This is a genomic window from Pseudoalteromonas sp. GCY, from assembly GCF_016695175.1.
In the GTDB taxonomy this organism is placed as follows: Bacteria; Pseudomonadota; Gammaproteobacteria; order Enterobacterales; family Alteromonadaceae; genus Pseudoalteromonas.
Genome location: NZ_CP068023.1, coordinates 1,219,879 through 1,233,650, shown reverse-complemented (window position 1 = coordinate 1,233,650; position 13,772 = coordinate 1,219,879). Strand labels below are relative to the sequence as shown.

Genomic DNA, 13,772 nt, shown 5'->3' with positions numbered 1-13,772 from the left:
ATCACCTTGGAGCATCAATGACTACCGTTACCTCTGCACTTTCTCGAGCGCAAAACTTAAAACATGCAACTGCAGATACCCACGACAATGTAGACAAATCCATTATGGCGCAGGACCCATTCGCCAATACACAAAGCTATCTCGATTTCTTGCGATTACAGTTTTATTTTTTAAAAGATGTGAGCGCCCTTTATGAACATCCAGAGTTGTTAGCGCTTATACCTGACTTGGCCGCGCGCCGCCGCTTAGGTTTGCTAGAGCAAGACTTTATCGACCTTGAAACCACTATCCCTACTCCCTACTTAATGCCAGAAGTAACCAATAAGACCGACGTCGCCAGAGCGCTCGGCTGGCTGTATGTGGTTGAGGGTTCAAAAGTAGGTGCGGCCATGTTGGGTAAACAAGTTGGGGCCAAGCTCAATTTTGATGCGCAGCACGGCGCTAGATATTTAGCAGGCCCAGGGGCTGGTCGCGGCAGCGCTTGGCGAGAGCTTGTGCAAATCATAGACTCAATTGAACTAAGCGAACAGCAAGAACAGACGCTAATTGAAGGTGCTCGCCAGGCATTCACTCGTTTTCAAGCATTCCAGGCATACGTTTATTCATGATGTTTAAAGCCGCCTTAGCCAACTATAAAAAAATAGCCCTACTGCTATGCGGATACCTATTTGTAGCCCTCGGTGTTATTGGTATTGTTTTGCCCGTCATGCCAACCACTGTGTTTTTTATTCTGGCTTTGGCGTGCTTTTCAAAAGCTTCTCCTAAGCTCGCCTTGTGGCTGCTAAATCACCCAAGGTTTGGCGCTTCATTGACGCTATGGAAGCAATATAAGGTTATTCCGCAGAAGGCCAAAGTCATGGCAACAGTCGGCATGGCTGCAAGTTATGCTTTACTTATTTTGCTTTCACCAGCGGCTTGGTTGGCCTGTGTTGTTGGCAGTGTAAAAATCGCAGTGATGTCTTATATTTATTCCAGACCATCAAAGCGTATTTGAATAGCGGTTTACCAGTTTACATTTTTATAATTTAAAGCGCTCAACCAGTGTTGCTAGACGATGCGAGAAACTACTGAGTGACTCGCTGCCTTTCGCCAAGCTTTGCATCGCCTGAGCATTATCATTTGCGGTACTTTGTGCATCTAGCATCACCTGCTCAATTTGCTGACAATCCGTCGCTTGGTGATCTGCCGCTTGGCTTACTTCTTCACTCAACTGCGTGACCTGCGCAAGTGCGTTGGCAATTTCATCCATGGCACTGGCAAGTGCCTCACTTTGTTTAACACACGAAGCCACATCGCGCTGGCCGGAATTAATGGCCTCAGAGGCGGTATATGTATCTTGTCTCAGTGCTGCGATCATTTGGTTAATTTCATTGGTCGACTCTTGAGTCCTAGACGCTAAAGTTCTAACCTCATCGGCGACTACGGCAAACCCTCTCCCCTGCTCACCTGCGCGAGCCGCCTCAATTGCTGCGTTTAAAGCCAATAGATTTGTTTGCTCAGCAATAGAAACAATGGTGTCTAAGATGCTGCCGATGTTCTCGCTATGCGTGGTCAACTTGGTCATACTTTCTACCGCTTCACTCATGCGCGTGCTGAGCGATAGAATATGTTGTTTGTTGTCTTGCGTATATTTGCTGACTTCGGTTTTATGCTGGTTAGCGGTATGAATACTCGCGAGGCTATCTGACGAGCGCTCAGAGACCGCTAAAGCACTTGCTGAAATACTTTGCGCTAAGCGATTGGCATTACCCATGCGGCGCATCTGCTCGGTCGCATTATTAGCTATATGTTTGCTTTCACTTAATGATGATTCAGATAGTCCTTCTAACTCATGAACTTGGTTATTGATTGACTCAAGCAAAGCACGGAGGTTGTCTTTAACCTGATTGATATTATCAATTAACTGACCAAATTCATCATCACTGCGCTTGCTCATTTGCTTCGAAAAATCTCCAGCAGCAAGGTATTTCAGCATTTTATTCACCGCAGCCAACGGCCCAAGCATTGCCCGACTGGTTGAAACCGAGATAAATGCGCCTAATGCAATAAAGACGACCACCAATAAAATGGCGGTATTTTGCGCTCGCTCGATAAGGGTTTCAGCATTATTTTGAGAACGATTAAACGCCGCATTGGCACTTTGCTGCATTTTCTCAAGCTCGGTTAAAATGGCAAACGCATGCTGCTCTGACTGCTTGTATAACATCGCGGCTTGCCGCTGCTGACTCAGTTTATCTTGTACCGCAACATAAAGATGACCTGGCTCACCCAGCTTTTCTCTGAGCTTAGTCATGCTCTCACTAAACTGGTTTAACAAGTCATCTGCATCCATACCGTAGGCTTGGCGCTTCAAAAACGCTAAGTTGTTTTCAATATTATCTAACAAAAACAGCATGTCTTGCTGATGTTGTTCTACTTGCTCTAGCGTTAACCCACTGATCCGTTGACTGTTGTTTTCCAAGGTAAACAACATATCGTCAATACGAACGCCGGTCCCGACCATTTCTTCCAACTGCCGTGTTTTGTCTGTCTCGATTAACTCGAGATCCAGCATGGCATTGCTGGCCTGTTCTTTATCCTGTTTAAGCGCTTGATATTGCGATTGGATCCGTTGCTGCGCTTGTACAACATTAGCTTTTGCCTGCAACATTTGTTCTGCAGCACGACTGAGCTGTTCGCCCAACGCCAGAGTTTGCTTTAATGGTGTGACAAATTCAGGCATCGCTTGCGTCAATGACGTTAAGTGCCGCTGGCGCTCAACATACAGTTGCTGCTGTGTGGTAAATTGCTGTCGAGCCCGATTGATATCTTGCTCGCTTTCAAGGGTATAAGCTTGGGAAATCAATTTGCTGAGCTTAAGCTGCTCAAGCTGCAAGGAGTCAGCACTGCGCTGAATCGGCAAAGTGACTTGCCCCATATTTTGATTGGCTGACTTTATTTGCGCCAATGCTAGATAGGCTAACACGCACGCAAGTAATAGCAGCACGCCTAATGCACTAAAGCCTAAAGTAATTTTTTGTTTTATTGTTAGTTTACTTAGCATAATGTCATTGCTCTATTTTGAGTAAACAAACTATGTTACAAACGAGATAAAAAACCAAGTAAATACTCTAGAAATTACCAACATACCTTTTAAAAAGGTAGCTTCAAATTTGCGGTTTTGCTTACTTAGTTTTTGATTTTATTTTTAGTTTTGGCGATCATAGCGGGTAAGAATTTTATTATTTAAGAGCACAACAAGATGAGAGAAACCGCAATCAACGAAGCAAAGGCCTTATGTCAAAGCCATAAGAGCGCTTTTTTATCTACCCTCTCTAACAACCAAAAGGGTTTTCCTTTTTCTTCTGTCGCTCAGTATATTTTTCTTGAAGATAATCACTTTTACTTCTTTATTAGTGATATCGCCCAGCACACCAAGAATTTAGCCAAGCACCCAGCACTTTCGTTTATGGTGCTTGGTGATGGCGCGGTTGAAGATGTTGAAAATACGCGAGTTACTATTCTTGGGCATGCACACAAACTGCCAAGAGCAGATAGCGAGAGCCTGATTGCACAATTCGTAATGAAGCACGAAAAAGCTCAGCAGTATGCCATGCTAGGTGATTTTCACCTATGGCGAATTGAAGTGGCTAGGGTTCGATATGTAGGCGGTTTTGGCCGTGCATTTTGGCTAGAAAAACAGGAATGGTACTAAAGCTGGTACTAAACTGCAAAAGCGTGTTCACACTTGCTTTTGATAATGACTCGCTTCTAGCAAATGTGTAAAAGTCTGCTCACTGTATTTATCAACTCGAATTAACTCTAGTTCAACCACTTTTTTAATCTCCCGCTTGGTGTACGGTTGATCATGCTTAAAGTTTGTGGGCGAATTGTGAAGTTTAAAAAAACACCAATAAAGTATTTTAACAATTTAATTTTATTTGAATTTTAGCGGTTTGACCTTTAACCAAATTTCCAGCGCAATCACCTTTTCACTTGGCGATCCTTCATTTTCTTGTGAAATTACTTCAGGATAATGTTCTATTAAGGGCGCATCTTCTGGCTCGTATCCGCTTTGTGGCAGCCACTTTGCGAAAATATCTAATTGGAAACTCAACAAGTCTTTAATTGCTCCACGGTAGTCAAAAATTGCGTATATTCCCGCGCTGAGCACATTGAGTTGATATGGCCGAGTCACCGCAGATTTTAACTCATCGTTAATCACAATTGCGCCATCGTAACGGGCTTTATCTAGTGGCGTAAAAACGGGATTATCATGACCAAAACCAAACTTTTGTACTTGGCTATAATCCAGTCCATGTGCACTAGCCCACGCTGCAAGCTGCTGCCAACAGGCGCTAATCCCCTGCAATTGGTAGCCTTGTGACGCGCGTAATGTACATAACGGTAATTGTGAAATGGAGTGTAGTTTAACCGGTTGAATAACACTGTGTCGCTCAGCTCTTAATGCGTGTATTCGGGTAAGTTGTGTCATGTTAAGAGCCGGATCAATTTTATTTTTTGCCACCAGCTTACGTAGTTGTTCTGTTTTTCGCACACTTGAAGGAGTCACGCCAAAGTGCTCTTTAAACGCTCGCGAAAAGTTTGCGCTACCAGAAAAACCAAACTGTAGCGCAATATCTGTCACACTGTACTCTTCGGCTAGCAACAGCATATTGGCCGCGCGCTCCAACCTCACGCGATTAGTGTACTGACTCAAAGACTCACCAATCACAGCTGCAAAAATGCGCTGGAAATGAAACTTAGAAAAATGGCTCAGGCTCGCCGCTTGCTGTAACGAAAGCGGCGACTCTGGATTGCTATGCACCCACTCAATGACAGGTTGTAACCGCCCTAAATATATCTCTTCAGCGCTTAACTTTTGCTCAGTTGATTGATGCAAGCTGTATCTCTCCCGATTGGCTCTTAGCCTGTTGATAGTGCCGCCAACACAGTATAAGTGTTAATCCTGCCGCTATAAAATCTGCCCCCACAAGTGCCATAAATACACCATTTAAGCCAAAATAGTGTGGCGCAATAACAATTAATGGTACTAGGATAAACACCACCTTCAAGGCACTGTAAAAACAAGCGCGTTTGGCATCACCTTTCGCTTGATAAAATCCAGACGCTAAAATTACCACGCCAAACAGCGGCATTCCCCAAAGTGCTGAGCGAAAAACGCGTTCTCCTATTTCGAGAAATTCACTCGCTTCGGTAAATAAGCTCAACCATAGTCTTGGCAGTCCCATCAATCCTAACGTCAATAACAGCGCAAATCCTGTCATACCCAAAAAAGCAACGCGCGTACACGCTTTTACTCGTCCACTATGTCCTGCCGCTAAGTTATAGCCGACAATAGTTTGAAATGCGATCAACATTGCAATCGCGGGTAGAATTGCGAAATTAATAATACGTCCTAGCATGCCGTGGGCCACTACCCAATTTTCGTTTGCAAAAGACAACAGCTGCCAGTTAACCACCGCAGTTTGCACGCCAAGGCAAAATTGCGTGATCAAGATAGGCATACCGATTGCGAGGATCGGTAGCCAAGCTCGAGGTTTCCAGCACACCTTAACCGCAAGCAAGTCAGTACGCTTTCTTTTGAGCTGAAGCGCCATAACCAAAGCCCCCAATTGAGCTGCAATTGTCGCATATGCCGCACCTGCAACCCCCAAACCAAATTGCTCGATAAATAGGTAATCAAGCAGTATATTGAGCACAGCGGAGACTAATAACAACAACATCATCAACTGCGGTTTACCCTGACCACGAAACATATCAGCCACAATAGGTAATAAAACTCCGGTAATGGCACAAAGATATAACGGCTGTATGTAGCTAAGCGCATCCTTTACAAAAACCGCTTCCACTTGCAAAAGTGATAAAAGTTCAAGTGGATAAAGCCAACCAAGTACTAAGAATACCACGCTAACTATACCGCCAATTATCAGTCCATGACCGATTACCTCCGTGGCTTTATCCACTTGCTTTGCTCCGATTAACCTTGTCATTGTGGCCGCCATGCCTGCAGATACCATAGCGGTTAGCGCTATCATTAACACTTGCAGCGGGTAGACCATGGCCACGGCACCAAATGCCATCTCTGATACATAGCGACTAATAAACCAGCCGTCGACCAAGGCATATAAACCCACAACGAGTAAACCGATACAAATGGGAATACAGGTTCGAATAAACAGCGCTAATATGGGCATCTCGGCGAGCTGCTCGAGTCCCAATTGATTTTTATCTTTCATGTAAACTCATCCTCAGTTGCCATAACATGGCAAGGTAAAACTACTTATATGGAGAGGTTACAAAGTACAGAGAAAGATAAATATTCAAATATTGCGAAGTTGATGAAATTGACTCACAAAAACTGCCATAACAAAAAATCCCGCTACGATAACATTCTTTTACAACTCTATTTTGTTCCTAAGTTAGTATATTTTGTAATCTCTACTTCTTTGATTCACTTTTGAAAGGATTTTACTATGCGTTTAGGATTAACTATTGCAGTTGCAACTATTACCCTACTAACTGGTTGCGGTGGCTCTTCAACTGACTCACAAGACCAAGCACCACCACCCAAAACGGTCACGCCACCACCCTCTCCCACAGAAAACAAACTCAATATCACGGCACTGGACCAAAACAATCATGTTTACTCGAGCGACTTGGGTTACACCACGACTTTGGAGCGCGTCTTCAACTTAAAAGACGACAAACTATTAGTGCTCGGAGAAACATCAAGTGTTGAAGAACTAGGTAATAAAGAAGGTTTTTATGCGATCACGAACCTAGACGGTCAAACTTATCAATATGAACAAACGCAAGAAGGATTTGTTGATGCCTGTGTTTTTGGCTCAGGAGAATACGTCATAGGTCGATTTAAACGTGAAGATACTGATCAGTTCAGTGTACAACTTGAACGCTACGATGGCTCTGGTACTTTGCTACAAAGTGCTGAAATGAAGGCGTTATCAATGGACGTTAAATATGATATACCAGCTGATAAGAGTGCTTGGCTTAAAAAGCCATTCACTATTATTCCGACAGACAATCCATTGAGTGAAATTCCATACACGCAAACTAGCATTACATGGTGGCGCTTTAACAATGTAAAATTCTCCTGCCATGACAACAACTTGTACGTCAGTTATAACAACGGAGGTCAAAAGATTGCGAAATACGACGTAAACCTCCAACTTAAGTGGCAAAAGCTGATTGATATTCGTTACTGGGCTAACAGTTCGCGTGCTTCTGAAGCAATTGAAATGGCGCTCTCTGAGAACGGATTTTTATACACAGTGCAAAATATTAGTACTGATGCAATTCCTGCCTACAATCATAAGTTTTCGACCAACCATGCGATACCCGATAACACGGATCAAAGTGCGATGCACATGATTGTAAAAACCTTTAATTTAGACGGTGAACAACTCAATGAACAATTTATCAGTGATACTGACTCATCGTTAGTTGAGGATGTTCAAGTACATCAAGACAATGTATTGGTTGGTGTATCGGCACGCCGCAGCAAAACGGGTAAAACAAGATATTCAAGCGAATGGGATATTGGCTTAGTAAAAGTTTACCATGGTGAAAGGGCTGCCGAGCGTTATTGGTATGACTTAGATAAAGAAGATGTGCTACGTGGAGTAAAGATCAGCAACGGCACATTATTTGTGTACGGCCATACTGGTGGTGTACAAGTGGACACAAATAGCTGGGTTGAACATAGCAAGGCGTTTATTGGGCAAATCAACCTTGAAAACCTAGCCGATATTGCTGTTGAAACCACTAGCACAGCACGCTCCGCCAGTTTCCAAGATTTAACCATTCAAAATGGCGTGTTAAGCGCTGTGGGACTTGAGAATGCGCCCATGACACATTCTACCGATATCTCTATGGCGGGTTTGTTCATTAAAAAAACACTCAACAATTAGACCTGCCAAGTGGTGATAACGGCCAAGTTATCACCACTTATTATTAACGTGAAAGCAAAGTAACCACAGCTTGAGCCCCTTTACTGTGCGGCAAATTCGCTAAATGCAATTCCCCTTGCTGATTACGAATAAGCTCCCGGCTCAACACCAAGCCGATACCCGAGCCCTTTGGTTTAGTGGAATAAAAAGGTACAAAAAGGTTATCTGGATTGGCGATACCAGCGCCGTTATCTTCTAGGGTAAAGCGCCAATTTTTTGGTCTATCTATGGTTAGTGTTACGCCATCATTCCCCGCAGATTGATTTGCTTGCTCAGCATTATTGACAAGGTTGATCATAGCCTGCGTTAGCTGAGCTTCATCACAATAAACCAAGCCTTTATTAAGCGCCTTTATCTCAACACTGGGAAATAAAGCTTGCCAGCGCGATACCAGCAACTCTACCTCAATGTTTTGCATATCAACGGGTGGAAGCTGCGCTACTTGTGCGTAGTTTGCAACAAATTGCTGTAAATGTGCGGCACGGTTTTCTATTACCCCGAGCATAGTTTGCTGCATCTCAGGTGAAATGATATTGCCATCTTGTTGTAGGGATTGCGCCATTGAGTAGACCGGAGTTAAGGCGTTTCGCACTTCATGGTTAAGCACCGATAGTAGCTTTTGCCATACCTGCTTTTCATTATCTCGCAGCGCTTGCTCCACCGAGAAAAACACCAATAATTGATAGGCTCGCTGCCCCCGATATAGTTTATGAGCCGCAATGCTAAATCGAGAGATGTGCTGCGTATGCTGCCATTGTTCATCCACATACTTAAGCTCCAGTGTTTTAGCATGTGCACCATGTAACACCTGCTCTGGATACACTGTATTCATGGCCTGATTGGCAAAATACACATGATGATGCGCATCAAGTACCACAATTGGCAGGGTGAGCTCACTAATAAAATTAAATACAAAAGCTTCATTCTGGCCATATTCTTGACGCTTTTGCTGTAATCGCTTGGCAGCTTCCTTAAGTTCGGCCTTGAGCAATTCAACCCGGCCCTTACGGTATTGTGCTAACTGCCATACACCAAACTCTTCGTTGGTCACACCGTCCAACTGAACAGCCAGATTTTCAAGTACCTGCATTACTACTTGATAGCCATAACTCAGTGCGAATACAGAGGGGATCATCACACCGAGCAACAAAGTGATTGCACTTAACAGCGTAAGCTCAAAATAGCAGATCATCCCAAGCGCGAGCATAGCAAGTGTAATTATAGGTATCGCAAAGCCCACCAGTAACTTGTGCTCAAGTGATGCCAGCTTAGCCATCAAGCTCTGCCTTTGGGCTAATATCATGCTTTTCTAGGCGTCGATAAATTGCAGATTTACTCAAGCCCAAAAACTCTCCAGCGGCCACTACATTGCCACCGAAATGGCGGATCGCTCTTGCAATCATGCGTTTTTCGGCTTCTTCAAGGCTCAAAAGTGGGATCTCTTGCTCTGGTACACCTTCCTCAAGCTCAATATCATCCGCAGTTATCTCAGGCTGAAGTCCTAAGATCACTGCTCGTTCAATGACATGAGATAGCTCACGAATATTGCCAGGCCAGCTGTAACTCAATAATTTGTTTAGCGCCGCAGTAGTTAGCGTGCGTTCCCGTCCGGTATCATTACCATGGCGCTGGGTGTGTTTTGCTAAAAAATGGGCTGCTAAGCTTGGGAGCTCTGCTAATCTCGCTCTGAGTGGCGGTACCTTTAGCACCACCGTATTTAAGCGATAGAATAAGTCCTGACGAAACTGCCCGGCGTTAATCGCTTCTGACAAATCCGTATTAGTAGCAGAAACGATCCGCGCGTTACTGCGGCGCGTCTCAGAATCTCCCACGACTTCATATTCACCCGTTTCAAGCACGCGTAATAGCTTGCCCTGAAGTGGCAGCGGCAAGCTGCCGATTTCATCTAAAAACAAAGTGCCATTTTCAGCCATTTCAAACCGCCCAGTGCGGTTTGCCTTTGCATCGGTGAATGCACCTTTGCGATGACCAAATAACTCACTTTCAAATAATTCCGTTGGAATAGCGGCCATATTCACGCTCACAAAAGCGTGCTCAGAGCGACCGCTATTATCATGAATATATTTAGCCAACTGACTTTTTCCGCAGCCATTTTCTCCCAAAATAAGCACGTTGGCATTGGTTTTTGCAACGCGCTGAGCTTGCTGAAATAACTGAGAGGTCGCGTTATTGCCTGCGTGTAGTTCATGTGCTGACGATAGCGCTTCAGCACTTTTGGTGTAGCGTCTAACGGTGTTCAGCAGTCGCTGGTTTTGCCAAGGTTTTTCAATGAGGTCACATGCGCCCAACTGCATTGCTTGGACCGCAAGTTCAACCTTGGCCCACGCGGTAATTACAACCACAGGCACACTTATTTGCGTTTGTCTCAACCAACTAAGAAATTGCAGCCCTTCTTTTCCTGAGGTTGTATCTCTATTGAAGTTCATATCAAGCAAAATAAGCGCAACGGGCTGCTCTGATAACATAGCTTTGGCTTCATCTGGGTGTGCGGCTTCAAGACTCATAAAACCATGACTTTGTAGCACTATGGTGGCTGACATTCGCACGTCAGGGTTGTCGTCGATGATTAAAACTGGCGTCATCACTTCCTACTTATATTTTATTTGGGCTTACGCCCAAACTTTAATGTTTTAATGCACGCATTGGTGTCGAATTTATTAACTGTTTCATTGGGTAAATCGCCGTGGCTAACGCAAAAGCCAACATGGTAACAATCACCACAAGTAGCCAGCTGGATTTTGCCAACAACCAATCTGACGAAATACTCATATAAAATCCCGCAACGACCATAATGGCAGCCAACATCGCCACGAGCATGGGCGCGATGGTATCTGACAATAACAACCGATATAAACGGTGTCTTTTGGCACCAAGTGCCATTCGCATTCCAAACTCGTAGCGTCTTTGTTGAAAGCTGTAGTTAAGCACGCCGTAAATGCCCACCCCAGATAACAACAAACAAAAACCACAAAGCGCAAAGCTTAGCAGTAAAGTCAGGCGCTCCAAATAGGTAATGCTCTGATATGTCTTTTTTAAGTTTGAAAAACGCCATATTCCCGCCTGACCATTCACGGTGCTGATGGCATTTTGGATCTGAGCGCGAGTAAGTGATGCTCCCGGTTCCATTTCTATCATAAATGGATAACCCAAAGGCAGCGCGGGTAGCCAAACCGTTTTACCTTGAAGCTCATGGTGACGTTTAGGGTGATTGAAGTTTTTTGAGATACCGACTATTTCAGCAGGTACATCTGGGTTAAAAATAAAATACGTTGCACCAATCACATCACCGCCCGGCTTTAACGCCTGTGCCGCAGCCAAAGAGACAATAGCCTCTTCCTTTTCGCCTCGAATTGCAGCTTCGCTAAAAGTGCGTCCGGCAACGAGCTCAAGCCCTGTTAATGCAAAATAATCCGGCCCAACGTTACCTCTAACCATGCTCGGTGTCCATTCACCCGCCATATCCTGCATAGCAACCACAGAGACATCGCTTTGTAATGGACTTTCTCCATGGGCGACGCCTAACACGCCCGGAATGTTAGTTAGCGCGAGTTTGAACCCTTCAATATTGGCGTAACGCGCGGGAAATGGAGTGGGATCTGCGGGAATATGTAACATCACGCTATACATATTGTCCAACTTTGTTCCGAGCGGTCTAAGCAAGGTATCGGCGCTTTTACATAGCACTAAGGTCGCCCCAAGCACCAGCACTGTGGTAAAAAACAGCTGTACCGCAACCAGTGTTTTTGTCGTCGCTATGCGTACCGCTTTTACGCTGCCTTTACCAGACGACTGCATGCTTTGTTTAAGTTGGCTAAAATCAATCATGCGTGAGGTTACAAACGCAAACAATAAAGCTAATAACAGTACGGTTAGGATAGCACTGAGCAGCACTGTGGTATCTAAGGTTAAAGTGTCAATCAGCGGCAAATAACCACTGGTGAGCGATTTAACTAACCTCAGCTCCCACGCGGCGATAAATAACCCCACCAGCACAGCGCTTGACACCAATAACAGCGCTTCTAGTAAGATTCCACGAAACAACAGCTTACGCTTTGCACCGAGCATAGCTTGTAAGGCCAGTTGCTGCTGGATGGTGTGAGCTCGAGAGATAAACAAATTACTTACATTAAAAATTGCGATGAGTACCAAGCATGACACACTCAACAACACGATAATGGCAAGCTTGTCATGTCCCGCCAGCTCTACCTCTCGGTACGAACGTACTATAGGTTCAATATCAAGTAACGCTTCGTCAGCCGATTTCCATTCGCTTTGGTGCAGTTGAACATTTTGATATAGCTGCTCTGCGAGGATATCCTGACCACTATTGGCTGGTAATATCGCCAGTAACTTCAAGTTGTTTAGTCTGCTACTCCAAGGATGATACTCGCCGCGCTGATCACCAAAAAATCGCTCATCTTCAGAGAAACTAAGCCACAGTGCCCCATTTCCTTCACTTAAAAAGTAAGGATCAACATGCGTACGTGCAGCAACACCGACGATGGTGTACAGTCTGCCAACAATCCGCAGACTCTCGCCAAGCACACTGTCATCACCATTGAAGTATTGTTGCCAAAGTTTATAGGAAATAATGACCTCTGGATTTTTCTGGCTAATGCTTTTCGTCGGCGTTAGGTATCGCCCCAGTGCTAGCGGCATTTTCACCATACTAAAATAATCCGAACTTGCAAAAGTCAGCGTAAGCTTTGGTTTGCCAGCTAGATTTTCAACCACATCGGAAAAGCTACTGATCAAAGCTCGTTTTTCATACATGGAGGGGGCCTGATACCAGTTCAGCATGTTTTGAAAGCTTTGCAGCCCTTCAGACGCTCTGTCTTGGTATACGTTTTTTTGTTCTACCACCACAAATCGTGATTCATTTTCAATCTCAAGCGGCTTAATAAAAAAGCCACTAAACAGACTCAATGCGACAAAAAAGCAGCTTAACGCGAGTGCCAACGTCAGTACTAACGTGATACAAAAATTCGGCACCTGAAGCAAACTTTTGATTGCCAGCCCTAGTTGACGCCGAAGTTGTAAAAACCCCATTACACCACCTCCGCAGTACAAATATCGCGTTTTGCAACGCTTGATGAAACCTGTACACCATCTAAAAGCTGAATTTGCCGCTTGGCATAACCTGCATAGCGAATATCGTGCGTCACCATGCAAATGGTTGTGCCTTGCCTATTCAACTCCCCCAGCAAGGCCATTACCGCATCACCATTTTTAGAGTCGAGGTTTCCTGTTGGTTCATCGACTAGTAAGATACTTGGCTCGCCTGCAAGCGCACGCGCAATAGCCACTCGCTGCTGCTGGCCACCAGATAGTTGGTTTGGTTTATGTTTTGCTCGGTGGGACATTTCAACTTGCTTAAGTGCCCCCATCACACGGCGCTCAATTTCGTCAGTCGCAAGCGCAGGCTCTCGATACTGAAGCGGTAAAACCACATTATCAAATACCGTTAACCCATCCAGTAGATTAAATGACTGAAAGACAAAACCGATATGCAAATTACGCAGCTCTGCTTGCGTGTCTGCGTCTAGCGTACTGGTTTCTATATCTTGGATGCGATAGCTGCCTGAAGTGATTTCATCTAATAGTCCAAGAATGCTCAATAGAGTGGATTTTCCCGATCCTGACGGGCCGGTTATCGCAACGTAATCGCCCTGTTTAATTTCAAGGTTAATGTTACTAATTGCGTGAGTTTCAACATCCTCGCCAAAGAACACTTTGCTCACTTGATGTAATGCCAAAATTGTCTTGTCCATTTGTTCTTCC

The 13,772-nt window shown here is 44.6% G+C and carries 11 protein-coding genes; 4 read left to right on the top strand and 7 right to left on the bottom strand.

Going from position 1 to position 13,772, the window contains the following annotated elements; translation table 11 throughout:
* The first annotated feature begins 17 nt into the window (after positions 1-17).
* Together JJQ94_RS10670 and JJQ94_RS10665 are read left to right on the top strand one after the other, a co-directional pair.
* Positions 18-608 carry a biliverdin-producing heme oxygenase gene (locus tag JJQ94_RS10670; RefSeq protein ID WP_099031099.1) on the top strand — a complete coding sequence of 197 codons (591 nt, stop codon included), beginning with the start codon at positions 18-20 and terminating at the stop codon, positions 606-608.
* Positions 605-994 (top strand): YbaN family protein, encoded by a 390-nt coding sequence (locus JJQ94_RS10665; RefSeq protein WP_099031098.1) that lies wholly within the window; start codon positions 605-607, stop codon positions 992-994. The genes JJQ94_RS10670 and JJQ94_RS10665 overlap by 4 nt, the downstream gene beginning before the upstream one ends.
* 24 nt (positions 995-1,018) lie before the next feature.
* On the opposite strand, the gene JJQ94_RS10660 is transcribed toward JJQ94_RS10665, so the two are convergent.
* Complete coding sequence (locus JJQ94_RS10660) at positions 1,019-3,043, bottom strand: methyl-accepting chemotaxis protein (protein WP_099031097.1); 2,025 nt, start codon at positions 3,041-3,043, stop codon at positions 1,019-1,021.
* Between the two features lie 198 nt (positions 3,044-3,241).
* On the opposite strand from JJQ94_RS10660, the gene JJQ94_RS10655 reads away from it, so the two are divergent.
* Positions 3,242-3,694, top strand: a complete 453-nt coding sequence (locus JJQ94_RS10655) for a HugZ family pyridoxamine 5'-phosphate oxidase (RefSeq protein ID WP_099031096.1) — start codon at positions 3,242-3,244, stop codon at positions 3,692-3,694.
* A gap of 222 nt (positions 3,695-3,916) precedes the next feature.
* On the opposite strand, the gene JJQ94_RS10650 is transcribed toward JJQ94_RS10655, so the two are convergent.
* Positions 3,917-4,882 (bottom strand): AraC family transcriptional regulator, encoded by a 966-nt coding sequence (locus JJQ94_RS10650; RefSeq protein ID WP_099031095.1) that lies wholly within the window; start codon positions 4,880-4,882, stop codon positions 3,917-3,919.
* Positions 4,866-6,239 (bottom strand): MATE family efflux transporter, encoded by a 1,374-nt coding sequence (locus tag JJQ94_RS10645; RefSeq protein ID WP_099031094.1) that lies wholly within the window; start codon positions 6,237-6,239, stop codon positions 4,866-4,868. The genes JJQ94_RS10650 and JJQ94_RS10645 overlap by 17 nt, the downstream gene beginning before the upstream one ends.
* A 237-nt stretch (positions 6,240-6,476) precedes the next feature.
* Between JJQ94_RS10645 and JJQ94_RS10640 the strand changes: the two genes are divergently transcribed.
* Positions 6,477-7,931 carry a hypothetical protein gene (locus JJQ94_RS10640; protein ID WP_099031093.1) on the top strand — a complete coding sequence of 485 codons (1,455 nt, stop codon included), beginning with the start codon at positions 6,477-6,479 and terminating at the stop codon, positions 7,929-7,931.
* 43 nt (positions 7,932-7,974) lie between these two features.
* Here the strand turns inward: JJQ94_RS10640 and JJQ94_RS10635 are convergent, their stop codons facing one another.
* Genes JJQ94_RS10635 through JJQ94_RS10620 form a run of 4 tightly spaced genes read right to left on the bottom strand, consistent with a single transcriptional unit; the run spans position 7,975 to position 13,762 of the window.
* Entirely contained in the window at positions 7,975-9,246 is a 1,272-nt protein-coding gene (locus JJQ94_RS10635) for a sensor histidine kinase (RefSeq protein WP_099031092.1), read from the bottom strand.
* Positions 9,239-10,573 carry a sigma-54-dependent transcriptional regulator gene (locus JJQ94_RS10630; protein WP_099031091.1) on the bottom strand — a complete coding sequence of 445 codons (1,335 nt, stop codon included), beginning with the start codon at positions 10,571-10,573 and terminating at the stop codon, positions 9,239-9,241. The genes JJQ94_RS10635 and JJQ94_RS10630 overlap by 8 nt, the downstream gene beginning before the upstream one ends.
* Before the next feature lie 40 nt (positions 10,574-10,613).
* A complete protein-coding gene (locus JJQ94_RS10625; protein WP_099031090.1) occupies positions 10,614-13,040 on the bottom strand; it encodes an ABC transporter permease in 2,427 nt (808 codons plus the stop codon).
* Positions 13,040-13,762 carry an ABC transporter ATP-binding protein gene (locus JJQ94_RS10620; protein ID WP_099031089.1) on the bottom strand — a complete coding sequence of 241 codons (723 nt, stop codon included), beginning with the start codon at positions 13,760-13,762 and terminating at the stop codon, positions 13,040-13,042. The genes JJQ94_RS10625 and JJQ94_RS10620 overlap by 1 nt, the downstream gene beginning before the upstream one ends.
* Positions 13,763-13,772: the final 10 nt, after the last annotated feature.